This is a genomic window from Streptomyces sp. NPDC058198 (assembly GCF_042882605.1).
In the GTDB taxonomy this organism is placed as follows: domain Bacteria; phylum Actinomycetota; class Actinomycetes; order Streptomycetales; family Streptomycetaceae; genus Streptomyces.
Genome location: NZ_JBHVVP010000005.1, coordinates 1 through 23,738, shown reverse-complemented (window position 1 = coordinate 23,738; position 23,738 = coordinate 1). Strand labels below are relative to the sequence as shown.

The following is a 23,738-nucleotide window of genomic DNA, read 5'->3' as shown; positions in this document are numbered from 1 at the left end:
CGGCGCGCGACGGGGCCCGCCGGGCCCCGTCCGCGGACGGCTACCGGCCCCGCCCGCGCCGTAGTTCGCCGAGGGCGTCCTCTATCCGGGCGAGCTGATGCCCCAGTACGGTGAGATCGTTCGGGCCGTTCCGGCGCAGCTCCTCCTCGATCGAGGACAGCCGGTCCGTGATCTGCCCCAGCTGTTCCTGATCCTGCGCCAGCATCCGTTCCAGCTGGCGGTTCTTGCGGTGCAGATCCAGGAAGACACTGACCTTGGCGCGCAGCATCCAGGGGTCGAAGGGCTTGGTCAGAAAGTCCGCCGCTCCCGTCGCGTACCCACGGAAGGCGTAACCGCTGTCGGACTCAGGGCCGTTCAGGAAGATGATCGGGGTGTCCTTGGCCCCGTCCAGCCGCTTGATCCGGGAGGCGGTCTCGAAGCCGTCCATGCCCGGCATCCGGACATCCAGCAGGACCACCGCGAACGGCTGCCGCAGCAGCGCCGTCATCGCCTCCTCGCCCGAACGGGCGCGTACGAGCGGCTCGTCGAGGGATGCCAGCACCGCTTCGAGCGCTTCGAGATTGTCCTCCATGTCATCAACGAGAAGGATGCTCGCGCGATCCGTGATGGCTGTCTTCCCGCTCATGCGGTCTCCTTGTTCCGGCCCTCACGTTTCGGCCAGGGAGGCAAGAATGCTCTGCTCGGAGCGATTTCGCACGTCGTTCGGGTGGTTTGGCCTCATGTCGCCCCAGCCGTCGCCCCAGCCCCGCGCCGCGACCGCGGCCCCGGGTCAATCTCCGTCCACTTCGATAACTCGGCGCGTACGGGCGCGTTCTGTCTGTCACGCTGTCGGGATCGTAAGCGGCACAACGCCAGAACCGGATCAGGAGCCCCAGTGAGGCCCATTCCGATCCCGCGCGAGAGCCTTCACCGTCCGGTGCCCCAGGTGCCGTTACGGAAGGACGCGCGGTCCACGTCACGTACCAGCCTGCCCGGCAACCCGCTCGCTCCGGCCGCCGCCCGCCGCTTCACCCGCGCGGCGCTGGCCGACTGGACCAGCCTCGGGCTGCTCGCCACCTGCACCTTCTGCCGCGGGGACGAGGGCTGTTCGTCCGGGAGCCACAGCACCGATCTGCTCGCGGACGACGCCGTGGTGATCGTCAACGAACTCGTCACCAACGCCGTCGTGCACGCCGGTACCACCGTGGAGCTGCTCTGCCGTCTGGAGGAGCCCTCCGAAGACCCCACCGAGGCGGCCGACGAACCCGCCGCCCTGGTCATCGAGGTGTCCGACCACCACCCCGGCCGCGCGTTACAGAGCGAGGCACGGACCCAGGCTCCGCCCGGCACGCCCGAGTACGGCCGCGGCCTCCAGCTCGTCGCCGCCCTCGCCGAACGCTGGGGCATCACCTACCGCTCCGGGCTCAAGACCGTCTGGGCCCGCCTCTCGCTCGAAGGACGGGAGGCGGGCCCCGCACAGGGCACAGAACCGGTCCTGCGCCGCGGACTGCGCGCCGCCGAGATCCTCGCCCCCGCGACCCGGCGCACCGTGCGCGACGACCCGGAGTGGGCCGGCCGGGGCGCCCTCTCCTTCCTCGCCGAGGCCTCCGAACTGCTCGCGGGACAGCTCGACGAGGACCTGGTCGCCGCGCTCGCGGGTCAGCTGCTGGTGCCGCGGCTCGCCCAGTGGTGCGCGGTCTGGCTGGACAGCGAGGGCGGACCGGCGGGCGGAGCGCCCCGGCTCGCGCGGGTGTGGCACGCGGACGAGTCCAGGAGCGCCGAACTGCGGGCGCTGCTGGAGAAGGAGCCCCCGCGGCTGCCCGACCCGCCGCGCGGCGGACCGGTACGGGTGCCCTGGCCGGGTGCGGGTGCGCAGGCGCGTACGGGCGAGGGCATGGCTCTCGCCTGCCGGCTGCTCGCGAACGGACGCACCCTCGGCACGCTGCTGATCGGCCGGCCGGGCCAGAGCGAGATCCCCGACGAAGTGACCGCCCTCATCGAGGACTTCGCGCGCCGCATCGCCCTCGCGATCGGCGCCGCCCGCCGCTACACCCGGCAGGTCACCATCAGCCAGGTCCTCCAGCGCGGACTGCTGCCCAGCCAGGTCGCGCGGATCCCGGGCGTCGCCAGCGCCGTGGTGTACGAGCCGAGCGACGAGGGTCTCGCGGGCGGCGACTTCTACGACATCTTCCCGTGCCCGCCCGGCGACCGCTGGTGCTTCATGCTCGGCGACGTCCAGGGCAGCGGCCCCGAGGCCGCCGTCGTCACCGGCCTCGCCCGCCCCTGGCTGCGGCTGCTCGCCCGCGAGAACTACCGCGTCGGGGCGGTCCTCGACCGGCTCAACCGGCTGCTCCTCGACGACGCGACCGAGGCGGCAGAATCGGCGTCCCTGATGGCCGCGGCGGCCGCCGCCGGTGCCGGGCTGCCCGACGCCGCCCAGGCGCTGCCCGAGGGCGGCCAGGCCCGCTTCCTGTCGCTGCTGTACGGGGAGCTGAAGCCGCTGCCGGGCCCCTCCGGCGGCGTACGGTGCACCCTCGCCAGCGCCGGCCACCCGCTGCCGCTGCTGCTGAGACCCGACGGGACGGTACGGGCCGCCGCCGAGCCGCAGCTGCTGCTCGGGGTCGTGGAGAACGTCGCGTACGAGAGCAGCACCTTCGACCTGGAGCCCGGCGACACCCTGCTCTGCGTCACCGACGGCGTCACGGAACGGCGCTCGGGCCGGCAGCTCCTCGACGACGGCGACGGGCTCGCGCGGACCCTGGCGGCGTGCGCGGGGCTGACGGCGCAGGGCGTGGCGCAGCGGATACGCCGGGCCGTGCACGAGTTCGCCGACACCCCGCCCGGGGACGATCTCGCCCTGCTGGTGTTCCAGGCCGAATGACGGCCGGGACGGGTTACCCGCGGCGTACGGGACAATGGGGGCATGCCTTCCGCACTGCCCGACGGTGACCCCATGCCCGAGACCGGGACGCTGCCCCGGCACGCCCTCGACGGCGCGGCGGACCGGCCCCTCGGCTTCTACCTGCACGTTCCGTACTGCGCGACCCGCTGCGGCTACTGCGACTTCAATACGTACACGGCGACCGAGCTGCGCGGCTCGGGAGGCGTGCTGGCCTCCCGCGACAACTACGCGCAGACGCTGGCGGACGAGGTCCGGCTGGCCAGAAAGGTGCTGGGCGACGACCCCAGGCCGGTCCGTACCGTATTCGTCGGCGGCGGCACACCGACGCTGCTGGCCGCCGGGGATCTTGTCCGGATGCTGGGCGCGATCCGCGACGAGTTCGGCCTCGCGGACGACGCCGAGATCACCACGGAGGCGAATCCGGAATCGGTGGATCCGGCGTATCTGGCCACCCTGCGCGAGGGCGGCTTCAACCGGATCTCCTTCGGGATGCAGAGCGCGAAGCAGCATGTGCTGAAGGTCCTCGACCGTACGCACACCCCCGGCAGGCCCGAGGCGTGTGTCGCGGAGGCCCGCGCGGCCGGCTTCGACCATGTGAACCTCGACCTGATCTACGGCACGCCGGGGGAGAGCGACGACGACTGGCGCGCATCCCTCGCGGCGGCGGTGGGGGCGGGGCCCGACCATGTGTCGGCGTACGCGCTGATCGTGGAGGAGGGCACGCAGCTCGCCCGGCGCATCCGGCGCGGCGAGGTCCCCATGACGGACGACGACGAGCACGCGGACCGCTATCTGATCGCGGACTCCGTGCTCGCCGACGCGGGCTTCTCCTGGTACGAGGTCTCCAACTGGGCCACCTCGGAGGCGGCCCGCTGTCTGCACAACGAGCTGTACTGGCGCGGCGCCGACTGGTGGGGCGCGGGCCCCGGCGCCCACAGCCACATCGGCGGCGTCCGCTGGTGGAACGTCAAACACCCCGGCGCGTACGCGGCGGCGCTGGCGGAGGGGCGCTCGCCTGGCGCGGGCCGGGAGATCCTCTCGGCGGAGGACCGCCGGGTGGAACGCATCCTGCTGGAGCTGCGCCTGTCCGACGGCTGCGAGCTGTCGCTGCTGGCCCCGGCGGGCCTCGCGGCTGCGCACCGCGCGGTGGGGGACGGCCTGCTGGACCCGGGCCCGTTCGCGAGGGGCCGGGCGGTCCTGACGCTCCGGGGCCGCCTGCTGGCGGACGCGGTGGTGAGGGACCTGGTGGACTGACGGTTGCCCACCTCCTAAAGAGGCCGCGGGTCCGTGACGAAGTCGATCAGGTGCTCCACCGAGCCCAGCAGCGGCGGCTCCAGGTCCTTGTACGTGCGGACCCGCGACAGGATGTGCTGCCACGCCGCTCCCGTGTTCTCCGGCCAGCCCAGCGCGCGGCACACCCCCGTCTTCCAGTCCTCGCCCCTCGGCACCGACGGCCACGCCGGGATCCCCACCGACGAGGGCTTCACCGCCTCCCAGACGTCGATGTACGGGTGGCCCACCACCAGGACGTCCGCGCCCGTCACCTCCGCCGCGATCCGGGACTCCTTCGAGCCGGGCACCAGATGGTCGACCAGCACGCCGAGGCGGGCGTCCGGCGCGGGGCCGAACTCGGCGACGACTGCGGGCAGATCGTCGATGCCGCCCAGATACTCCACGACCACGCCCTCGACGCGCAGATCGTCGCCCCACACCTTCTCGACCAGTTCCGCGTCGTGCCGGCCCTCGACATAGATACGCCCGGCCCTGGCGACCCGCGCGCGGGCTCCGGGCACGGCGACCGATCCCGAGGCCGTACGGGACGGCCGGGCCGGGCCCGCCGCCGACGGGCGGACCAGGGTCACCACGCGGCCCTCCAGCAGAAAACCGCGCGGCACCAGCGGGAACACCCGGTGCTTGCCGAAGCGGTCCTCCAGGGTGACCGTCGGACCCTCGGCCGTCTTCTCGCAGCGGATGACCGCGCCGCAGAAGCCCGTCGACACCTCCTCGACCACCAGGTCCGGCTCGGCGGGGACCTCCGGCGCGGGCGAGGACTTCTTCCACGGAGGCGTCAGATCAGGGCTGTAGCGGCGCATTCGCACGACGATAAACGGACGGGGCCGACACGGCTAGGACACGCCGAATCGGGCCGCCAACGCGTCGCGCTGCGCCCGTACGAACGCCGCGTCCACCACCGCCCCGTGCCCGGGTACGTACACCGCGTCCGCACCGCCCAGCGTGAGCAGCCGGTCCAGCGCCGCCGGCCAGCGGGCGGGGATCGCGTCGGGGCCGGCCTGGGGCTCGCCCGACTCCTCCACCAGGTCGCCGCAGAACAGGACGGGAGGAGAGGCCGGGACGAGGAGGGCCAGGTCGTGGGCCGAGTGGCCGGGGCCGGCGTTCGCCAGCGTGACCTGACGGCCGCCCAGGTCGAGGGTGAGCGAGCCGGAGACGGCGTGCCCCGGCCGTACCAGCAGATCCACCGCCTCGGTGGCCTCCGCCTCGCTCACGCCGTGGTGCACGGCGCTCTCGTACAGGCCCGCCCCGCCGGCCAGCAGGTCCGCCAGACCCACCGCGCCGTACACCTCGGCCTCCGGGAACGCCGCCGTCCCCAGCACATGGTCGAAGTGCGCGTGGCTCAGTGCGATGTGTGTCACGCGCCTGTCCTCGCCGAGAAGGGCGGCCACCTGCGCCCGGATGGCCTCGCCCTCGCGGACCGTCGACCCCGTGTCGTACAGCAGGGCCGCGGCGGCGCCGGCCACCAGCCCGACCGTCGCGTCCCACCCCGGCAGCCGTCGCCGCCCCACCCCCGGGGCCAGCCGCTCCCACCCGCACTCTTCCCAACGGACGTCCATACGAGGACGCTATCCGCAAGAACCAGCGTGATCACGTGGTCGGCCACCCTTGCTAGGGGCCTACCCCACGGCCGTACACTGGCCGGGGGGATTGCTGGCACTCCCACGGAGCGAGTGCCAAGCCGGATCCGACGGACGACAGCTGGAGGTGTGCGCCATGCTCAGCGAACGCAGACTCGAGGTGCTGCGCGCCATCGTCCAGGACTATGTCGGCACCGAGGAGCCCGTCGGCTCCAAGGCGCTGACCGAGCGGCACAAGCTCGGCGTGTCCCCGGCCACCGTCCGCAACGACATGGCGGTGCTGGAGGACGAGGGCTTCATCGCCCAGCCGCACACCAGCGCGGGGCGTATCCCGACCGACAAGGGTTACCGGCTCTTCGTCGACCGGCTGGCCGGGGTCAAGCCCATGACCTCGCCGGAGCGCCGCGCCATCCAGAGCTTCCTGGACAAGGCCGTCGACCTCGACGACGTCGTGGGCCGTACGGTACGGCTGCTGGCGCAGCTGACCAGGCAGGTTGCCGTCGTCCAGTACCCCTCACTGACCCGCTCGACGGTGCGCCACGTGGAGCTGCTGTCGCTCGCTCCCGCCCGGCTGATGCTCGTGCTGATCACGGACACCGGACGGGTCGAGCAGCGCATGATCGACTGCGGCACGCCCTTCGGTGAGACCTCGCTGGCGGATCTGCGGGCCCGGCTCAACAGCCGGATCGTCGGACGCCGCTTCTCGGATGTCCCGCAGCTGGTGCAGGACCTTCCCGAGTCGTTCGAGGAGGGGGACCGCGGGACCGTGTCCACGGTGCTCGCGACCCTGCTCGAAACGCTGGTCGAGGAGACCGAGGAGCGGCTGATGATCGGCGGCACCGCCAATCTCACCCGCTTCGGGCATGATTTCCCGCTCACCATCCGGCCGGTGCTGGAGGCGCTGGAGGAGCATGTGGTGCTTCTCAAGCTGCTGGGTGAGGCGGAACACCCGGGCATGACCGTACGTATCGGGCACGAGAACGCCCATGAGGGCCTCAACTCCACGTCCGTCGTCGCGGTCGGCTACGGTTCGGGCGACGAGGCAGTAGCCAAACTCGGCGTGGTCGGACCGACCCGCATGGACTACCCCGGAACGATGGGAGCGGTACGCGCAGTGGCACGTTACGTCGGACAGATCCTGGCGGAGTCGTAAGTGGCCACGGACTACTACGCCGTACTCGGCGTGCGCCGCGACGCATCGCAGGACGAGATCAAGAAGGCATTCCGGCGGCTCGCACGCGAGCTGCACCCGGATGTCAATCCCGATCCCAAGACGCAAGAGCGCTTCAAGGAGATCAACGCCGCGTACGAGGTGTTGTCGGACCCGCAGAAGAAGCAGGTCTACGACCTCGGCGGAGACCCGCTCTCGGCGAGCGGCGGCGGGGGCGCGGGCGGCTTCGGAGCCGGTGGCTTCGGCAACTTCTCCGACATCATGGACGCCTTCTTCGGAACGGCGTCCCAGCGCGGTCCGCGCTCGCGGACGCGACGCGGCCAGGACGCCATGATCCGGCTGGAGATCGACCTCAACGAGGCGGCCTTCGGCACGACCAAGGACATCCAGGTCGACACGGCCGTGGTCTGTACGACCTGTTCGGGCGAGGGGGCGGCGCCGGGCACCTCGGCGCAGACCTGCGACATGTGCCGCGGCCGCGGCGAGGTCTCGCAGGTCACCCGGTCCTTCCTGGGCCAGGTCATGACCTCGCGGCCGTGCCCGCAGTGCCAGGGCTTCGGTACGGTCGTGCCGACGCCGTGCCCCGAGTGCGCGGGCGACGGGCGTATCCGGTCCCGCCGTACGCTCACGGTCAAGATCCCCGCCGGTGTCGACAACGGCACCCGCATCCAGCTCGCGGGCGAGGGAGAGGTCGGTCCCGGCGGTGGTCCCGCCGGCGATCTCTACGTGGAGATCCACGAGCTGCCGCACGCGGTGTTCCAGCGGCGCGGCGACGATCTGCACTGCACGGTCACCATCCCCATGACGGCGGCGTCGCTGGGCACGAAGTGCCCGCTGGAGACGCTGGACGGGGTGGAGGACATCGACGTCCGTCCCGGCACGCAGTCGGGCCAGTCGATCCCGCTGCACGGACGCGGCATCACGCATCTGCGCGGCGGCGGCCGGGGCGACCTGATCGTGCACGTCGAGGTGATGACCCCGTCGAAGCTGGACCCGGAGCAGGAGCGGTTGCTGCGGGAGCTGGCGAAGCTGCGCGGCGAGGAACGGCCCACGGGCCAGTTCCAGCCGGGGCAGCAAGGATTGTTCTCGCGGTTGAAGGACGCGTTCAACGGACGGTAGGCGTGTGGGGGCCGGGGGTCCGGGGGTTGGCCCCCGGGTAGGCGCGGTCAGCCGGGGCAGCAGGGCCTGTTCTCGCGGTTGAAGGATGCGTTCAACGGGCGGTAGGCGTGTGGGGGCCGGGGGTCCGGGGGTTGGCCCCCGGCCCGCGACCCCGCCCGCCCCGCGTTCCCGTGACCCCCGCCGAGCGTGGCTCGGATTCGTCGCTGTGCGGGGGACGTGGCACGATGCCTGCATGTCCTCCGCACTGACCGATCTCTGCCGGTATCCGATCGTGCAGGCCCCCATGGCGGGCGGCGCGTCCTGCCCGCAGCTGGCGGCGGCCGTTTCCGAGGCGGGTGGTCTCGGGTTCCTCGCCGCCGGGTACAAAACAGCGGACGGCATGTACGAAGAGGTCAAACAGCTGCGCGGGCTCACCAACCAGCCCTTCGGCATCAATCTCTTCATGCCGCAGATACACCACGCCGACCACGCGGTCATCGAGGTCTACCGCAACCAGCTCGCCGGTGAGGCGACCTGGTACGAGACCCCGCTCGGCGACCCCGAGGCCGGCCGGGACGACGGCTACGAGGCCAAGCTGGCCATACTGCTCGACGACCCGGTGCCGCTCGTCTCGTTCACCTTCGGCTGCCCGACCCGTACGACCCTCGACGCGTTCGCCCGCGCGGGCACCTACACCGTGGTCACGGTGACCACCCCCGAGGAGGCCCAGACCGCGCAGTGGTCCGGCGCCGACGCCGTCTGTGTCCAGGGCATCGAGGCCGGCGGCCACCAGGGCACGCACCGCGACGATCCGGCCACCGACGGCGCGGGCATCGGACTGCTCTCGCTCGTGCCGCAGGTCAGGGAGGCCGTGCAGCTGCCGATCATCGCCGCCGGAGGGCTGATGCGCGGCGGCCAGATCGCGGCGGTGCTCGCGGCGGGCGCGGACGCGGCGCAGCTCGGCACGGCGTTCCTGGTGTGCCCGGAGTCCGGGGCGAACGTGCTGCACAAGCAGGCCATGACCAACCCGCTGTTCGTCAGGACCGAGCTGACCCGGGCCTTCTCGGGCCGCCCGGCCCGTGGCCTCGTCAACCGCTTCATGCGCGAGCACGGCCCGTACGCGCCGCCCGCCTACCCCGAGGTCCACCACCTCACCTCCGGGCTGCGCAAGGCCGCGGCGCGGGTGGGCGACGCCCAGGGCATGGCGCTCTGGGCGGGACAGGGCCACCGGATGGCCCGCGAGCTGCCCGCGGGACAGCTGGTCGAGGTCCTCGCCGCCGAGCTCGAAGCGACCCGGGCGTCGCTGACGCCGGAGAGCGACTCGTGACCGCTCCTGTCTTCGTCGTCGAGGGCGGTGTACTGCGCACCGGTACGGTCACCCTCGACGGCTCCGAAGGGCGGCACGCCGTCTCCGTACGGAGGCTGCGCGTCGGCGAGGAGATCGTGCTGACGGACGGCGCGGGCACGGGCGCCTACGGGACGGTCGCGGCGGTCGAGGGCAAGGACCGTCTTGACGTCGCCGTCACGGAGGTACGGACGGAGGCGGAACCCTCGCCCCGGATCACCGTCGTCCAGGCTCTGCCCAAGGGGGACCGCGGGGAGCTGGCCGTCGAGACGATGACCGAGACCGGCGCCGACGCGATCGTGCCCTGGCAGGCCGCGCGCTGTGTCACGCAGTGGAAGGGCGAGCGGGGCGCCAAGTCCCTGGCCAAATGGCGGGCCACGGCCCGCGAGGCGGGCAAGCAGTCGCGCAGGCTCCGCTTCCCCGAGGTCACGGACGCGCTGTCGGCCCGGCAGGTCGCCGCGCTGCTGGCGGACGCCGACTTCGCCGCCGTACTGCACGAGGAGGGCAGCGAACCGCTGGCCACCGCGCCGCTGCCCGCCGAGGGCCGGATCGTGCTGGTCGTCGGCCCCGAAGGGGGCGTGTCCCCGGAGGAGTTGGCGACGTTCGCGGAAGCCGGCGCGAAGCCGTACCGGCTGGGCCGCAGCGTCCTGCGCACCTCCACCGCGGGAACGGCGGCCACGGCCCTCCTGCTCGGCCGCACCGGCCGCTGGTCCTAGCGGCCCTCCCAGGGCAGGGCCTGGACACCTCAGCCGACAGGCGGCGGCCGTCGGGCCGATAGCATGCGTCCGTACGGATCGTCACTGATCGTCAGCAGCGACCGCCGGTGCGCCCGGCGGATCCGAGGAGGCCCGGACCATGGCGGGAGAACCACAGGCCGACTGCCTGTTCTGCAAGATCGTCGCGGGGGACGTACCGGCCACCGTCGTGCGGGAGTCGGAGACCACGGTCGCGTTCCGGGACATCAACCCGCAGGCCCCGACCCATGTCCTGGTCATCCCCCGGGTGCACTACCCGGACGCCGCGACCCTCGCCGCCGCCGAGCCGGGGATCGCCGCCGATGTGCTGCGCGAGGCGGCCGCGGTCGCCGCCGACGACAAGGCCGACAGCACCGGCTACCGGATCGTGTTCAACACCGGCGCCGGCGCCGGACAGACCGTCTTCCACGCGCACGCCCATGTCCTGGGCGGTCGCGGTCTCAACTGGCCCCCCGGGTAGGCGTCTTGTCCGTACGAGAACTGGTGGTGCTGGGCACCGCCAGCCAGGTGCCCACCCGCCACCGCAACCACAACGGCTATTTGCTGCGCTGGGACGGCGAAGGCCTGCTCTTCGACCCGGGAGAGGGCACCCAGCGCCAGATGCTGCGCGCCGGGGTCGCCGCGCACGACATCAACCGCATCTGCGTCACGCACTTCCACGGCGACCACGCGCTCGGCCTGGCCGGGGTGATCCAGCGCATCAACCTGGACCAGGTGCCGCACCCGGTCACCGCGCACTACCCGGCGAGCGGACAGCACTTCTTCGACCGGCTGCGGTACGCGACGGCCTACCGCGAGTCCGTCGAGCTGACCGAGGCGCCGGTCGTGGGCGACGGCGTTCTCGCCCGGACGGCCGCGTACACCCTGGACGCGTACAAGCTCTCCCACCCCGTCGAGTCGTACGGCTACCGCCTCACCGAGCCCGACGGGCTCCGGATGCTCCCGGAGCGGCTGGCCGCGCACGGCATCGCGGGCCCGGACGTCGGCCGGCTGCGCCGCGAGGGCACGCTGAACGGCGTCAGCCTCGACGAGGTCAGCGAGACGCGCCGGGGCCAGCGGTTCGCCTTCGTCATGGACACCCGGCTCTGCGACGGGGCGTACGCGCTGGCCGAGGGGTGCGACATGCTGGTCATCGAGTCGACGTTCCTCGACGAGGACGAGCGGCTGGCGACCGATCACGGTCATCTCACCGCGGGCCAGGCCGGCCGGGTGGCGCGGGAGGCGGGCGTACGGCATCTGGTGCTGACGCACTTCTCGCAGCGCTACGGCGATCCGGACGAGTTCGAGCGGCAGTCCCGCGCCGCCGGCTTCGACGGGGAGCTGACCGTCGCCGCCGATCTGGTGCGGGTACCGCTGCCGAAACGGTCCGGCTGACCTGCCGCACGGTTCGGCTGACCCGCCGCGGTGGGTCAGTGGCGGCTGCCCCGGCGGCGGCCACGGTCACGGACCGGGCGCGGACACCCTGTGCGTGCGGCTCGGGCCCGGCGGATCGGGCACACTGTCCGGATCCGCACGCGATCGGGAGCCCACCGTGATCACATCCAACGGAGACCCGCAGGAACACACCGCCCATGTCGACCCGCTGAGCGCGCTGCGCGCCCCGGACGACCCGCCGTGCGATGTCTATCTCACCGGCACGGTCTTCCTCGACATCATCTTCACCGGCCTGGCCAGCGCCCCCGTGCGCGGCACGGAGTCCTGGGCCCGGGGGATGGGGTCCAGCCCCGGCGGGATCGCCAACATGGCCAGCGCCCTGGCCCGGCTCGGCCTGCGCACCTCGCTCGCCGCGGCCTTCGGCGACGACCACTACGGTGAGTACTGCTGGGACGCGCTGGAGCAGGGCGAGGGCATCGACCTCTCCCGGTCCCGTACGGTCCCCGGCTGGCACTCGCCCGTCACCGTCTCCATGGCGTACGAGGACGAGCGGACCATGGTCTCGCACGGCCACGAGGCCCCGCCGCCCGAAGGGGCCCTCCCCGAGTGCCCGCCCCGCGCGCGTGCCGCCGTCGCCGCGCTCGCGCCGGGCCGCCGCGAGGAGTGGATCGCCCGCGCCGCCGGCGCCGGGGCGCGGATCTTCGCCGATGTCGGCTGGGACGAGACCGGCCGCTGGGACCTCGGGGGCCTGGCCGACCTGGAGTACTGCGAGGCCTTCCTGCCCAATGCGGAGGAGGCGATGCGCTACACCCGTACCACCTGTCCCCGGGCCGCCGCGCGGGTGCTCGCCGAGCGGGTGCCGGTCGCCGTCGTCACGCTCGGCGCGGAGGGGGCGTACGCCGTGGACGGCGCCACCGGCGAGACCGCCGAGGTCCCCGCGATCGAGGTCGAGGCCCTGGATCCGACCGGCGCGGGCGATGTCTTCGTCGCCGGATTCGTCACCGGTACGCTCGCCGGCTGGCCGCTCGCGGACCGGCTGGCCTTCGCCGGGCTGACCGCCGCGCTCTCCGTCCAGGAGTTCGGCGGCTCGCTCTCCGCGCCGGGCTGGGCGGAGGTCGCGACCTGGTGGCAGTACGTCCAGGCCTCCCCCGAGCAGGACCCGGCGGCGCTTCGGCGCTACGCCTTCCTGGCGGAACTGCTGCCCGCGCCGAGCAGGCCGTGGCCGCTGCGCAGGGCCGTACCGACGATCGGTTTCGGCCGCTCCGGTTGACCGGGCCGGCTGACCGGGCCGACGGCGCAAGGAAAAGCCCTAGGGCCTTGTCAGTGCGGAGTCGTACGCTGGTAGCCCAGAGGTTGTCGAGCAGCGAGAACCCTGCAACGGGAGGTATGCGCAGGCCACAGAGCCGGCCCATGACTCAGACACCTACAGCCCAGACCCCCGCACCGGGGCAGGCACGTGCCCACTTCACCGTCCCCGCCAAACACCCCATGGTGACGGTCCTGGGCTCCAGGGATTCCCTGCTGCGTGTGATCGAGAAGGCGTTCCCCGACGCGGACATCCATGTCCGGGGAAATGAGATCAGTGCGGCCGGCAGCGCGGCGGATGTCGCGCTCGTCCAGCGCCTGTTCGACGAAATGATGCTGGTGCTCCGCACCGGTCAGCCGATGACGGAGGACGCAGTGGAACGTTCCATCGCCATGCTCAGGGCGAGCGAGAACGGCGGCGCGGACGGTCCCGAGACGCCCGCCGACGTGCTCACCCAGAACATCCTGTCCAGCCGCGGCCGGACCATCCGCCCCAAGACCCTCAACCAGAAGCGGTACGTCGACGCGATCGACAAGCACACGGTCGTCTTCGGCATCGGCCCCGCCGGTACCGGCAAGACCTATCTCGCCATGGCCAAGGCGGTCCAGGCCCTGCAGTCCAAGCAGGTCAACCGGATCATCCTGACCCGGCCCGCTGTCGAGGCGGGCGAGCGGCTCGGCTTCCTGCCCGGCACGCTCTACGAGAAGATCGACCCGTATCTGCGCCCGCTCTACGACGCGCTGCACGACATGCTCGACCCCGACTCGATCCCCCGGCTGATGGCGGCGGGCACGATCGAGGTCGCGCCCCTGGCGTACATGCGCGGCCGGACGCTCAACGACGCGTTCATCATTCTCGACGAGGCGCAGAACACCAGCCCCGAGCAGATGAAGATGTTCCTGACGAGGCTCGGCTTCGAATCGAAGATCGTCATTACGGGAGATGTCACCCAGGTCGACCTTCCGAACGGCACGAAGAGCGGTCTGCGCCAGGTCCAGGACATCCTGGAAGGCGTCGACGATGTGCACTTCTCCCGTCTCACCTCGCAGGATGTCGTACGGCACAGGCTCGTCGGCCGTATCGTCGACGCGTACGAGCAATACGACAGCCGCAATGGGCTGTGACTGAGCGAAAGAGCAACAGCGCACCATGTCGATCGACGTCAACAACGAGTCAGGCATCGAGGTCGACGAGCAGGCGATCCTCGACGTCGCCCGCTACGCGCTCGCCCGGATGCGCATCCACCCGCTCTCCGAGCTCTCGGTGATCGTCGTGGACGAAGCCGCCATGGAGCAGCTGCACCTCCAGTGGATGGACCTGCCGGGTCCGACGGATGTCATGTCCTTCCCGATGGACGAGCTGCGTCCGCCGGTCAAGGACGAGGAGGAGCCCCCGCAGGGGCTCCTCGGTGACATCGTGCTCTGCCCGGAGGTCGCGCGGAAGCAGGGCGAGGAAGCCCCGACGCAGCACTCCATGGACGAGGAGCTCCAGCTCCTGACCGTCCATGGGGTGCTGCATCTGCTCGGGTACGACCACGAGGTGCCGGACGAGAAGGCCGAGATGTTCGGTCTCCAGGCGGCGATCGTCGACGGGTGGAGGGGCGAGAAGGGGTTCACCGGCCCGTCTCCCGCGCCGACCGTCTCGTGACCGCGCAGCTGATCGTCGGCGCGGTCGCCCTGGTCGTCGTCGCCTGGCTGGCGGCGTCCGCCGAGGCGGGCCTCGCCCGCGTCTCCAGCTTCCGGGCGGCCGAGGCCGTCAGGTCGGGGCGCCGGGGCGCGGCCAAGCTGGCGCAGATCGCCTCCGATCCGACGCGCTATCTGAATGTGGCGCTGCTGGTCCGGGTCGCCTGCGAGATGGCCGCCGGGGTGCTGGTCACATATGTCTGTCTGAAGGAGTTCCAGGAGACCTGGGCGGCGCTGGTCACCGCGATCGGGGTCATGGTCCTCGTCTCCTATGTCGCGGTGGGCGTCTCGCCCCGCACCATCGGCCGCCAGCATCCGCTGAACACGGCGACGGCCTCGGCGTACGTCCTGCTGCCGCTCGCCAGGGTCATGGGCCCGATTCCGCAGCTGCTGATCCTCCTGGGCAATGCCCTCACCCCGGGCAAGGGCTTCCGCAAGGGACCGTTCGCCAGCGAGGCGGAGCTGCGGGCGATGGTCGACCTCGCCGAGCAGGAGTCCCTCATCGAGGACGACGAGCGCCGGATGGTGCACTCCGTCTTCGAGCTGGGCGACACGCTCGTACGGGAAGTCATGGTCCCGCGCACGGACCTGGTGTGCATCGAGCGCCACAAGACGATCCGGCAGGCGCTGACGCTGGCCCTGCGCTCCGGCTTCTCCCGTATCCCGGTGACCGGGGAGAACGAGGACGACATAGTGGGGATCGTCTACCTGAAGGACCTGGTCAGGAAGACGCACATCAACCGGGACTCCGAATCCGATCTGGTCTCCACGGCGATGCGCCCCGCCGCGTTCGTCCCCGACACGAAGAACGCCGGTGATCTGCTGCGCGAGATGCAGCAGGAGCGCAGCCATGTCGCGGTCGTCATCGACGAGTACGGCGGCACGGCCGGCATCGTCACGATCGAGGACATCCTGGAGGAGATCGTCGGCGAGATCACCGACGAGTACGACCGCGAGCTGCCGCCGGTCGAGGAGATCGGCGACGGCTCCTACCGGGTCACGGCCCGGCTGGACATCGGTGACCTGGGGGACCTGTTCGGGCTCGACGAGTACGACGACGAGGACGTGGAGACGGTCGGCGGCCTGCTGGCGAAGGCGCTGGGCCGGGTTCCGATCGCGGGCGCCAGCGCCAGGGTCGAGCTGCCGGACGGACGCACCCTGCGGCTGACGGCCGAGTCCCCGGCCGGCCGCCGCAACAAGATCGTCACGGTCCTCGCGGAGCCGCTCCGCGAGGACGAGCCCGCCTGATGACCCCGCAGGAGCTACGGGCCTGCTGCCTCGGCCAGAACGGGACGTCCGAGGACGTCCCGTTCCCCCGCAGCCCCGGTCTCACGGTCTTCCGGGTGGCGGAGAAGATCTTCGCGTTCTGCGCGCTGGAGGAGCACCCGCTGAAGGTCTCCCTCAAATGCGACCCGGAAGAGGCGATCCGCCTCCGCGAGACCCACCCGGCGATCACCCCCGGCTGGCACCTCAACAAACGCCACTGGAACACGATCACGGTCCCCGAACTCCCGCCCCGGATGGTGCGCGAACTGATCGAGGACTCCTACGACCTGGTAGTAGCCACCCTCCCCAAACCCACCCGCCTCCGCCTCGACCGCCCCTGACCCGCCGCGTACCGCGTTGGCTGTGACCCTGCGCTGGGAGGCCCTCGCGTGGTGCCTATGCTCGGCGTATGACACAGAGCACCGACCTCGGCGCCGAGGACCGCAAGATCATCACGTTGGCTCGGAGCGCGCGGGCGCGTAATGGGGTGGCCGAGGGGGCCGCGGTGCGGGACGAGACCGGGCGGACCTATGTCGCGGGGACCGTGGAGCTGGAGTCTCTCAAGCTGAGCGCGCTGCGGACCGCCGTCGCGATGGCCGTGGCCAGTGGGGCCACCTCGCTGGAGGCCGCCGCCGTCGTCACCGCCGCGGAGAGCGCCGCGGACGAGGACCGTGCCGCTGTGCGCGATCTGGGCGGCCCCGCGACCCCCGTCCTGGTCGCGGGCCCGGACGGCGTGCTGCGCGCGACCGTGACGGCCGGTTGACGACGGCCGTAGCGGGAATCTGGTCGGCGGCGGCCAAACGATCGGGGAGAATGGGCGCCATGAGCGCTCGTACCTCTTCTCCCGAGACAGCCGAAGCCCCCCACCGGGCCGGCTTCGCCTGCTTCGTCGGTCGCCCCAACGCGGGCAAGTCCACCCTCACGAACGCTCTGGTCGGTCAGAAGGTGGCCATCACCTCGAACCGGCCGCAGACCACGCGTCACACCGTCCGCGGCATCGTGCACCGGCCCGAGGCGCAGCTGATCCTGGTGGACACCCCCGGGCTCCACAAGCCGCGCACGCTGCTCGGTGAGCGTCTCAACGATATCGTGCGGACCACCTGGGCCGAGGTCGACGTGATCGGCTTCTGCCTGCCCGCCGACCAGAAGCTCGGCCCCGGCGACCGGTTCATCGTCAAGGAACTGGCCGCCATCAGGAAGACGCCGAAGGTCGCCGTCGTCACCAAGACGGACCTCGTCGACTCCAAGACGCTCGCCGAGCAGCTCATCGCGATCGACCAGCTCGGCAAGGAACTCGGCCTGGAGTGGGCGGAGATCGTGCCGGTCTCGGCCGTCGGCGGAGAGCAGGTCGGACTGCTGGCCGATCTGCTGGTGCCGCTGCTCCCGGAGAGCCCGCCGCTCTACCCGGAGGGCGACCTCACCGACGAGCCGGAGCAGGTCATGGTGGCCGAGCTGATCCGTGAGGCCGCGCTCGAAGGCGTACGGGACGAGCTGCCGCACTCGATCGCGGTCGTCGTCGAGGAGATGCTGCCGCGCGAGGACCGCCCGGCGGACAAGCCGCTCCTCGACATCCACGCCAATGTGTACATCGAGCGGCCCAGCCAGAAGGGCATCATCATCGGCCCCAAGGGCAAGCGGCTCAAGGAGGTCGGGACGAAGTCCCGCAAGCACATCGAGGCACTCCTGGGCACGCCGGTCTTCCTCGACCTCCACGTCAAGGTCGCCAAGGACTGGCAGCGCGACCCGAAGCAGCTGCGCAAGCTCGGCTTCTGAGCAAAAACGGGCCCCCGTCACCGCCGTCCGGCCGGCGTGACGGGAAGCCCGCTCAGGCACCCACTCATGCCCCCGCTCAGGCACCTTCCTTGAGCACGCGCGAGATCAGCGCGCGCTGCGCCTCGGACAGCCGTGGGTCGGCGCAGTGGACCGTACGGCCGTCGATGGAGATCACATAGCTGAAGCCGTCCGGCACGCCGGGGGACGGCGTCCCCCGGCCGTCGGCCACGGCCTGCTCGGCCAGCTCCCGCCATGCGTCGGCGTCGGGCAGAGCCGAGGTGTCGACCTCGGCCCTGCGCTCGATGCCCGCGAAACCGCCGGTGCGCCGTACTTGGATACGCATGGGTCCTGTTCTAGTACGTGTGGGCCGGCGGGGTAAGGGCGCGTTCCGTGCCGCCGCGCCTCATGCCGTGGGAACCCCGACCTGGGACCACGCCTTGGTCACGGCCTCGTGCTCCGCGCCGTCGCCGAAGCGGGACCGCGCCGCCGCGAGGGTCAGCCGGGCGAAGTCCGCGAAGCTCGCGTCGACCGCCAGCTCACCGCCGGTCAGCACGTCGAACCAGATCTGTCCCGCCCGCTCCCAGGACTTCCCGCCGAGCCGGTCGGCCAGCAGATAGAACGCGTGGTTGGGGATGCCGGAGTTGATGTGCACCCCGCCGTTGTCGCGTCCCGTGTGCACGAAGTCGTCCATGGTGGCCGGCTGCGGGTCCTTGCCGAGGACATCGTCGTCGTACGCCGTGCCCGGCGCCTTCATGGAGCGCAGGGCGACACCGGTGACGCGCGGCGCGAGCAGGCCCTGGCCGATCAGCCAGTCGGCCTGGTCGGCGGTCTGGTCCAGGGTGTACTGCTTGACCAGCGAGCCGAAGACGTCCGACACGGACTCGTTCAGGGCGCCCGGCTGGCCGTAGTAGCTGAGGTTGGCGGTGTACTGGGTGAGGCCGTGCGCCAGCTCATGGCCGATCACATCGACCGGGAGGGTGAAGTCGAGGAAGATCTCGCCGTCACCGTCGCCGAAGACCATCTGCTCGCCGTCCCAGAAGGCGTTCGCGTACCGCTCGTCGTAGTGGACGCTGGCGGTCAGCGGCAGCCCCGCGCCGTCGAGCGAGTCGCGTCCGTACGCCGTCAGCAGCAGCTCGAACGTGGCGCCGAGCCCGCCGTACGCGCGGTTGACGGTGGCGTCGGAGCCCGGTTCGTCGCCCTCGCCGCGTACCTTCCTGCCCGGCAGCGCGGTGCCGTGCTCGCAGTCGTGGATGGTGCGGTGCGGGCCGCCGGTCGCGCCGTCCCCGGCCGGCGCGGTGGCCGTGGGGACCACGCCGACCGCGGTCAGCCGGCGGCGGGTGCGCCGGGCGGAGTCCGCGACCAGCGTGCGGCGGGCGGGCCCGGAGAGCGCGGGGTCGTCGGCCTGGGCGAGCTTGTCGAGGACGTGGGGAGGGACGATGGTGCAGAAAACGGGGGTCGTGGCAGTCATGCGAGCAATGTGGCACTCCGTCATCGCGCTGTCACCCATTGCGACGGAAGTTGCTGAAATGGAGTGATCCGTCAGCCTTCGGCCGTTACTTTTTCGATCCCGCATGCTGATACGGACCCGCGCGGACGGCGCGGCTCCGTTAGGCTTCGAGACATCATGCGTTTCGGGCTGCTTCTCCTTAGCTGCCGCGGCGAGGGCCTGTAGTCGTAGGCCGACCCCCTCCCCGCGGAGTCTGGCGTTGCGGTGATCACGCCCCGTCGGCCGTCCCAGTGGACACACGAGGAGCCCTGCGCAATGTCTGACACTTCTGTCGGTCGCCCCACGCCCATCACCAACGCGACCCACACCCAGAAGCCCTCCCGGATGCCGATCCACAAGTACGGCCGGTACGAGGCCGTGGACCTCCCGGACCGCAGCTGGCCCGACAACCGGATCACCGTGGCCCCGCGCTGGCTCTCCACCGATCTGCGCGACGGCAACCAAGCACTGATCGATCCCATGTCGCCGGCCCGCAAGCGCGAGATGTTCGATCTGCTGGTCCGGCTGGGCTACAAGGAGATCGAGGTCGGCTTCCCGTCCTCCGGGGAGACCGACTTCGCGTTCGTACGCTCGATCATCGAAGAGGGCGCGATCCCCGAGGACGTGACGATCTCCGTCCTGACCCAGTCGCGCGAGGAGCTGATCGAGCGCACCGTCGAGTCGCTGCGCGGCGCCCACCGCGCGACCGTCCATCTCTACAACGCCACCGCCCCCACCTTCCGCCGGGTCGTCTTCCGGGGTACGAAGGAGCAGGTCAAGCAGATCGCGGTGGACGGTACGCGGCTGGTGATGGAGTACGCGGAGAAGATCCTCGGCCCCGAGACCACCTTCGGCTACCAGTACAGCCCGGAGATCTTCACCGACACCGAGCTGGACTTCGCCCTGGAGGTCTGCGAGGGCGTCATGGACGTCTGGCAGCCCGAGGCGGGCCGCGAGATCATCCTCAATCTGCCCGCCACCGTGGAGCGTTCGACGCCGTCCACGCACGCGGACCGCTTCGAGTGGATGTCGCGCCACCTCTCCCGCCGCGAGCACGTCTGTCTGTCGGTGCACCCGCACAACGACCGCGGCACCGCCGTCGCCGCCGCCGAGCTGGCGATCATGGCCGGCGCCGACCGGATCGAGGGCTGTCTGTTCGGGCAGGGTGAGCGCACCGGCAATGTCGACCTGGTGACGCTGGGCATGAACCTCTTCTCGCAGGGCGTCGACCCGCAGATCGACTTCTCGCAGATCGACGAGATCCGTCGTACCAGCGAGTACTGCAACCAGATGGAGATCCACCCGCGCCACCCCTACGCGGGCGACCTGGTCTACACCTCCTTCTCCGGCTCCCACCAGGACGCCATCAAGAAGGGCTTCGACGCGCGGGACGCTGACGCCGCCGCCCAGGGCAAGACGGTCGACGAGATCGAGTGGGCCGTGCCGTATCTGCCGATCGACCCCAAGGACGTGGGCCGTTCGTACGAGGCGGTCATCCGGGTCAACTCGCAGTCCGGCAAGGGCGGTATCGCGTACGTCCTGAAGAACGACCACAAGCTGGACCTGCCGCGCCGGATGCAGATCGAGTTCTCCAGGATCATCCAGGCCAAGACCGACGCCGAGGGCGGCGAGGTCACGCCCGGCCAGATCTGGGCGGTCTTCCAGGACGAGTACCTGCCCAACCCGGACAATGCCTGGGGCCGGGTCCAGCTGCGCTCCGGCCAGACCACGACCGATACGGACGGCCAGGACACACTGACCGTGCAGGCCGTCGTGGACGGCGCGGAGACGGTGCTGACCGGTACCGGCAACGGTCCGATTTCGGCCTTCTTCGAGGCCCTGGCCTCGGTCGGGGTGGACGCCCGGCTGCTGGACTACCAGGAGCACACCATGAGCGAGGGTGCGAGCGCGCAGGCCGCCTCGTACATCGAGTGCGCGATCGACGGAAAGGTGCTGTGGGGCATCGGAATCGACGCGAACACCACCCGGGCCTCGCTCAAGGCGGTCATCTCCGCCGTGAACCGCGCAACCCGCTGACCTGAGCTTTTAGGAACCCCGTCCACCGGCCACGGTGGGCGGGGTTCAGCCATGTCATGGCGATCTCACGCCGGGGTGCTGACGCCGACCGGGCAATGTGGCTAACATCACGTCAACGCGGCAATGTTGCCGGAGCGTTACGGAGGTGCGCGACGTGCTGCCAGTTCAAAGATCAAGCGGCCGAAAACTGCGCGTCTGCGGCATTCGTACCTCATGGAACACGGTCGGTGACGGGGAATTCTTCTGCGCCGACTGCGGGGGCGACCGCAACTACCGCCGTCGTACCGGCCGTCGTCGCTTCACCGTGCTCGGTGTCCCGCTGCTCTCGCGCGGACTCGCCGGGCCCGTCGTCGAATGCGCGGCCTGCCACTCCCACTTCGGTACGGACGTCCTCGACCACCCCACCACGGTCCGCTTCTCCGCGATGCTGCGCGACGCCATCCACACCGTCGCGCTCGCCGTCCTCGTGGCCGGTGGCATCTCCTCCCGTACGGTCAGGGAGACCGCGGTCTCCCTCGTCCGCACGGCCGGATTCGAGGACTGCACGGAGGACCGGCTGACGGAGCTGGTCGAGGCCCTCGCCGCCGACACCGGCCGGTTCGTCGTCGACCCGGGCCCGTGCGGCGCCGCGCTCGCCATCGAGCTGCACGAGGCGCTGGAGCCGCTCTCCCCGCACCTGGCCCCGGCGGGCCGGGAGTCGATCCTGCTGCAGGGCGCCAGGATCGCGCTGGCCGACGGGCCGTACAGCTCGGCGGAGCGCGAGGTGCTGAGCATCGTCGGCGGCGCGCTCAAGCTGTGCGCGGACGACACGGAGCGCCTGCTGCTCGCCGCCTCCGGCACGCCGTCCTGAACCCGTCCGCGGGCATACGCCCCGAGCCGTCCGGGGCCGCACGCCCCGAGCTGTCCCCGGACGTATGCCCTGAGCCGTCCCCGGACGCGCACGCACGCTCCTGGACGGCTCCCTCGCCGCCGCGCGGGGGGAGGGCCCGCGTGGATGCGGGAGAATGGCGCCATGAGTCTGTTCCGGGACGACGGCGTTGTGCTGCGCACCCAGAAGCTCGGTGAGGCCGACCGCATCATCACGCTTCTGACCCGCGGCCACGGCCGCGTCCGCGCCGTCGCCCGGGGAGTGCGCCGGACGAAGTCCAAATTCGGGGCGCGGCTGGAGCCGTTCTCGCATGTCGATGTGCAGTTCTTCGCGCGCGGCAGCGAACTCATCGGGCGCGGGCTGCCGCTGTGCACCCAGAGCGAGACCATCGCTCCGTACGGTGGCGGCATCGTCGCCGACTACGCCCGCTACACCGCGGGCACCGCCATGCTGGAGACCGCCGAGCGCTTCACCGACCACGAGGGTGAGCCGGCCGTCCAGCAGTATCTGCTCCTGGTCGGCGGGCTGCGCACGCTCGCCCGCGGGGAGCACGCCCCCCATCTGATCCTGGACGCCTTTCTGCTGCGCTCCCTCGCCGTCAACGGCTACGCGCCGAGCTTCGACGACTGCGCGAAATGCGGGCTGCACGGCCCGAACCGCTTCTTCTCCGTCGCGGCGGGCGGAGTCATCTGCGCCGACTGCCGGGTGCCCGGCAGCGTCGTACCCTCTGCGGAGGCCGTCGGACTGCTCAGCGCACTGCTGACCGGCGACTGGGAGACGGCTGACGCCTGCGAGGCGCGGCACGTCAGGGAGGGCAGCGGGCTGGTGTCCGCCTATCTGCACTGGCATCTGGAGCGCGGCCTGCGCTCGCTCAGATACGTAGAGAAGAACTAGGAGACGAGAGCCGCATGGCACGACGCGGAATCCTGGGACGTTCCCGCCGCGAGTACAAGACGCCGGAACCGCACCCCTCCGGTGCGCGCCCGCCGAAGATCCCCGCCGAGCTGGTGCCCAAGCACGTGGCGTGCGTGATGGACGGGAACGGCCGCTGGGCGAAGGAGCGCGGTCTGCCGCGCACCGAGGGACACAAGGTCGGCGAGGGCGTCGTCCTTGATGTGCTCAAGGGCTGTCTGGAGATGGGCGTCAAGAACCTCTCCCTGTACGCCTTCTCCACCGAGAACTGGAAGCGCACGCCCGACGAGGTGCGCTTCCTGATGAACTTCAACCGCGATGTCATCCGGCGCCGCCGCGACGAGATGAACGAACTGGGCATCCGGATCCGCTGGGTCGGCCGGATGCCGAAGATGTGGAAGTCGGTCGTCGAGGAGCTCCAGGTCGCGCAGGAGCAGACCCGGGACAACGACGCCATGACGCTCTACTTCTGCGTCAACTACGGCGGCCGCGCGGAGATCGCGGACGCGGCGCAGGCGCTCGCGGCCGATGTGGCCTCCGGCAAGCTCGACCCGGCCAAGGTCAACGAGAAGACCTTCGCCAAGTATCTGTACTACCCGGACATGCCGGACGTGGACCTCTTCCTGCGTCCCAGCGGGGAACAGCGCACGTCCAACTATCTGATCTGGCAGAGCAGTTACGCGGAGATGGTCTTCCAGGACGTGCTGTGGCCGGACTTCGACCGCCGGGATCTGTGGCGGGCCTGTCTGGAATACGCGTCCCGGGACCGGCGCTTCGGCGGGGCCCTGCCCAACCAGGCGACCGACGAGGACGGAAGCGGGAACGAGACCGGGGAAGAGCAGTCCTGACACAGGGGTGGGGGGGGCGCCCCCCCCCCCCGGGCCCCCCGGCGCCGGCGAGCGCGCGGGGGCCCC

Annotated in this window: 24 protein-coding genes; 19 read left to right on the top strand and 5 right to left on the bottom strand. The window is 71.2% G+C overall.

Going from position 1 to position 23,738, the window contains the following annotated elements:
- Positions 1-40: 40 nt before the first annotated feature.
- The gene (locus tag ACFVWW_RS19085) at positions 41-625 is read right to left on the bottom strand and encodes a two-component system response regulator (protein ID WP_384191482.1); all 585 of its coding nucleotides are present in this window, start codon (positions 623-625) and stop codon (positions 41-43) included.
- Between the two features lie 300 nt (positions 626-925).
- Between ACFVWW_RS19085 and ACFVWW_RS19080 the strand changes: the two genes are divergently transcribed.
- Positions 926-2,860, top strand: coding sequence for a SpoIIE family protein phosphatase (locus ACFVWW_RS19080; protein WP_386877521.1), 1,935 nt, complete (start codon positions 926-928; stop codon positions 2,858-2,860).
- 42 nt (positions 2,861-2,902) lie between these two features.
- Positions 2,903-4,135: a radical SAM family heme chaperone HemW gene (gene hemW / locus ACFVWW_RS19075; protein ID WP_386877520.1), complete on the top strand. Its 1,233-nt coding sequence runs from the start codon at positions 2,903-2,905 to the stop codon at positions 4,133-4,135.
- A 14-nt stretch (positions 4,136-4,149) separates the two neighbouring features.
- Here the strand turns inward: hemW and ACFVWW_RS19070 are convergent, their stop codons facing one another.
- Both ACFVWW_RS19070 and ACFVWW_RS19065 read right to left on the bottom strand, forming a co-directional pair.
- On the bottom strand, positions 4,150-4,974 hold the full coding sequence (locus ACFVWW_RS19070; RefSeq protein ID WP_386877519.1) for a DUF3097 domain-containing protein: 825 nt from the start codon (positions 4,972-4,974) through the stop codon (positions 4,150-4,152).
- A 33-nt stretch (positions 4,975-5,007) separates the two neighbouring features.
- The gene (locus tag ACFVWW_RS19065; RefSeq protein ID WP_386877518.1) at positions 5,008-5,730 is read right to left on the bottom strand and encodes an MBL fold metallo-hydrolase; all 723 of its coding nucleotides are present in this window, start codon (positions 5,728-5,730) and stop codon (positions 5,008-5,010) included.
- 157 nt (positions 5,731-5,887) lie between these two features.
- Between ACFVWW_RS19065 and hrcA the strand changes: the two genes are divergently transcribed.
- The 13 genes from hrcA (at position 5,888) to era (ending at position 17,521) form a co-directional block, all read left to right on the top strand.
- A complete protein-coding gene (hrcA, locus tag ACFVWW_RS19060; protein ID WP_384329494.1) occupies positions 5,888-6,904 on the top strand; it encodes a heat-inducible transcriptional repressor HrcA in 1,017 nt (338 codons plus the stop codon).
- Positions 6,905-8,041 carry a molecular chaperone DnaJ gene (gene dnaJ / locus ACFVWW_RS19055; protein ID WP_384191466.1) on the top strand — a complete coding sequence of 379 codons (1,137 nt, stop codon included), beginning with the start codon at positions 6,905-6,907 and terminating at the stop codon, positions 8,039-8,041.
- Positions 8,042-8,273: 232 nt separating this feature from the next.
- Entirely contained in the window at positions 8,274-9,347 is a 1,074-nt protein-coding gene (locus tag ACFVWW_RS19050; RefSeq protein ID WP_384191465.1) for a nitronate monooxygenase, read from the top strand.
- Positions 9,344-10,081: a 16S rRNA (uracil(1498)-N(3))-methyltransferase gene (locus tag ACFVWW_RS19045; protein WP_384191462.1), complete on the top strand. Its 738-nt coding sequence runs from the start codon at positions 9,344-9,346 to the stop codon at positions 10,079-10,081. The genes ACFVWW_RS19050 and ACFVWW_RS19045 overlap by 4 nt, the downstream gene beginning before the upstream one ends.
- A gap of 139 nt (positions 10,082-10,220) precedes the next feature.
- Positions 10,221-10,580 carry a histidine triad nucleotide-binding protein gene (locus tag ACFVWW_RS19040; protein WP_384191460.1) on the top strand — a complete coding sequence of 120 codons (360 nt, stop codon included), beginning with the start codon at positions 10,221-10,223 and terminating at the stop codon, positions 10,578-10,580.
- A 5-nt stretch (positions 10,581-10,585) separates the two neighbouring features.
- The gene (locus ACFVWW_RS19035; protein WP_386877517.1) at positions 10,586-11,494 is read left to right on the top strand and encodes a ribonuclease Z; all 909 of its coding nucleotides are present in this window, start codon (positions 10,586-10,588) and stop codon (positions 11,492-11,494) included.
- 157 nt (positions 11,495-11,651) lie between these two features.
- Positions 11,652-12,764, top strand: a complete 1,113-nt coding sequence (locus tag ACFVWW_RS19030; RefSeq protein WP_384191455.1) for a carbohydrate kinase family protein — start codon at positions 11,652-11,654, stop codon at positions 12,762-12,764.
- Between the two features lie 140 nt (positions 12,765-12,904).
- Positions 12,905-13,924: a PhoH family protein gene (locus ACFVWW_RS19025; protein WP_384191452.1), complete on the top strand. Its 1,020-nt coding sequence runs from the start codon at positions 12,905-12,907 to the stop codon at positions 13,922-13,924.
- A gap of 25 nt (positions 13,925-13,949) precedes the next feature.
- The gene (gene ybeY, locus ACFVWW_RS19020; protein ID WP_384191449.1) at positions 13,950-14,447 is read left to right on the top strand and encodes an rRNA maturation RNase YbeY; all 498 of its coding nucleotides are present in this window, start codon (positions 13,950-13,952) and stop codon (positions 14,445-14,447) included.
- Entirely contained in the window at positions 14,444-15,730 is a 1,287-nt protein-coding gene (locus ACFVWW_RS19015; RefSeq protein ID WP_384191446.1) for a hemolysin family protein, read from the top strand. Before ybeY ends, ACFVWW_RS19015 begins: the two co-directional genes overlap by 4 nt.
- Complete coding sequence (locus ACFVWW_RS19010) at positions 15,730-16,089, top strand: MmcQ/YjbR family DNA-binding protein (protein WP_384191443.1); 360 nt, start codon at positions 15,730-15,732, stop codon at positions 16,087-16,089. The genes ACFVWW_RS19015 and ACFVWW_RS19010 overlap by 1 nt, the downstream gene beginning before the upstream one ends.
- Positions 16,090-16,157: 68 nt before the next feature.
- Positions 16,158-16,511 (top strand): cytidine deaminase, encoded by a 354-nt coding sequence (locus tag ACFVWW_RS19005; protein WP_384191441.1) that lies wholly within the window; start codon positions 16,158-16,160, stop codon positions 16,509-16,511.
- 50 nt (positions 16,512-16,561) lie between these two features.
- A complete protein-coding gene (era, locus tag ACFVWW_RS19000) occupies positions 16,562-17,521 on the top strand; it encodes a GTPase Era (RefSeq protein ID WP_384191438.1) in 960 nt (319 codons plus the stop codon).
- A 76-nt stretch (positions 17,522-17,597) separates the two neighbouring features.
- Here the strand turns inward: era and ACFVWW_RS18995 are convergent, their stop codons facing one another.
- On the bottom strand, positions 17,598-17,864 hold the full coding sequence (locus ACFVWW_RS18995) for a protealysin inhibitor emfourin (protein ID WP_384191435.1): 267 nt from the start codon (positions 17,862-17,864) through the stop codon (positions 17,598-17,600).
- A 60-nt stretch (positions 17,865-17,924) separates the two neighbouring features.
- Positions 17,925-18,989: a M4 family metallopeptidase gene (locus ACFVWW_RS18990; RefSeq protein ID WP_386877516.1), complete on the bottom strand. Its 1,065-nt coding sequence runs from the start codon at positions 18,987-18,989 to the stop codon at positions 17,925-17,927.
- Between the two features lie 294 nt (positions 18,990-19,283).
- On the opposite strand from ACFVWW_RS18990, the gene leuA reads away from it, so the two are divergent.
- The 4 genes from leuA to ACFVWW_RS18970 all read left to right on the top strand — a co-directional run bounded on the left by leuA (position 19,284) and on the right by ACFVWW_RS18970 (position 23,672).
- On the top strand, positions 19,284-21,044 hold the full coding sequence (gene leuA, locus ACFVWW_RS18985) for a 2-isopropylmalate synthase (protein WP_386877515.1): 1,761 nt from the start codon (positions 19,284-19,286) through the stop codon (positions 21,042-21,044).
- A 154-nt stretch (positions 21,045-21,198) separates the two neighbouring features.
- Complete coding sequence (locus tag ACFVWW_RS18980; protein ID WP_384191429.1) at positions 21,199-21,894, top strand: TerB family tellurite resistance protein; 696 nt, start codon at positions 21,199-21,201, stop codon at positions 21,892-21,894.
- Positions 21,895-22,056: 162 nt separating this feature from the next.
- A complete protein-coding gene (recO, locus tag ACFVWW_RS18975; protein ID WP_384191426.1) occupies positions 22,057-22,806 on the top strand; it encodes a DNA repair protein RecO in 750 nt (249 codons plus the stop codon).
- Between the two features lie 14 nt (positions 22,807-22,820).
- Positions 22,821-23,672, top strand: a complete 852-nt coding sequence (locus ACFVWW_RS18970; protein ID WP_384191423.1) for an isoprenyl transferase — start codon at positions 22,821-22,823, stop codon at positions 23,670-23,672.
- The last annotated feature ends 66 nt before the right edge of the window (positions 23,673-23,738 follow it).

What these genes read in the sequence shown, in the direction of transcription:
- ACFVWW_RS19065 (WP_386877518.1), bottom strand. Translation starts at nt 5,730, where the DNA reads ATGGACGTCCGTTGGGAAGAGTGCGGGTGGGAGCGGCTGGCCCCGGGG.
- ACFVWW_RS18970 (WP_384191423.1), top strand. Translation starts at nt 22,821, where the DNA reads ATGGCACGACGCGGAATCCTGGGACGTTCCCGCCGCGAGTACAAGACG.
- ACFVWW_RS19025 (WP_384191452.1), top strand. Translation starts at nt 12,905, where the DNA reads ATGACTCAGACACCTACAGCCCAGACCCCCGCACCGGGGCAGGCACGT.
- ACFVWW_RS19085 (WP_384191482.1), bottom strand. Translation starts at nt 625, where the DNA reads ATGAGCGGGAAGACAGCCATCACGGATCGCGCGAGCATCCTTCTCGTT.
- ACFVWW_RS19005 (WP_384191441.1), top strand. Translation starts at nt 16,158, where the DNA reads ATGACACAGAGCACCGACCTCGGCGCCGAGGACCGCAAGATCATCACG.
- era (WP_384191438.1), top strand. Translation starts at nt 16,562, where the DNA reads ATGGGCGCCATGAGCGCTCGTACCTCTTCTCCCGAGACAGCCGAAGCC.
- hrcA (WP_384329494.1), top strand. Translation starts at nt 5,888, where the DNA reads ATGCTCAGCGAACGCAGACTCGAGGTGCTGCGCGCCATCGTCCAGGAC.
- ACFVWW_RS19040 (WP_384191460.1), top strand. Translation starts at nt 10,221, where the DNA reads ATGGCGGGAGAACCACAGGCCGACTGCCTGTTCTGCAAGATCGTCGCG.
- hemW (WP_386877520.1), top strand. Translation starts at nt 2,903, where the DNA reads ATGCCTTCCGCACTGCCCGACGGTGACCCCATGCCCGAGACCGGGACG.
- ACFVWW_RS19010 (WP_384191443.1), top strand. Translation starts at nt 15,730, where the DNA reads ATGACCCCGCAGGAGCTACGGGCCTGCTGCCTCGGCCAGAACGGGACG.
- ybeY (WP_384191449.1), top strand. Translation starts at nt 13,950, where the DNA reads ATGTCGATCGACGTCAACAACGAGTCAGGCATCGAGGTCGACGAGCAG.
- ACFVWW_RS19050 (WP_384191465.1), top strand. Translation starts at nt 8,274, where the DNA reads ATGTCCTCCGCACTGACCGATCTCTGCCGGTATCCGATCGTGCAGGCC.
- ACFVWW_RS18995 (WP_384191435.1), bottom strand. Translation starts at nt 17,864, where the DNA reads ATGCGTATCCAAGTACGGCGCACCGGCGGTTTCGCGGGCATCGAGCGC.
- ACFVWW_RS18990 (WP_386877516.1), bottom strand. Translation starts at nt 18,989, where the DNA reads ATGACTGCCACGACCCCCGTTTTCTGCACCATCGTCCCTCCCCACGTC.
- leuA (WP_386877515.1), top strand. Translation starts at nt 19,284, where the DNA reads ATGTCTGACACTTCTGTCGGTCGCCCCACGCCCATCACCAACGCGACC.
- recO (WP_384191426.1), top strand. Translation starts at nt 22,057, where the DNA reads ATGAGTCTGTTCCGGGACGACGGCGTTGTGCTGCGCACCCAGAAGCTC.
- ACFVWW_RS19070 (WP_386877519.1), bottom strand. Translation starts at nt 4,974, where the DNA reads ATGCGCCGCTACAGCCCTGATCTGACGCCTCCGTGGAAGAAGTCCTCG.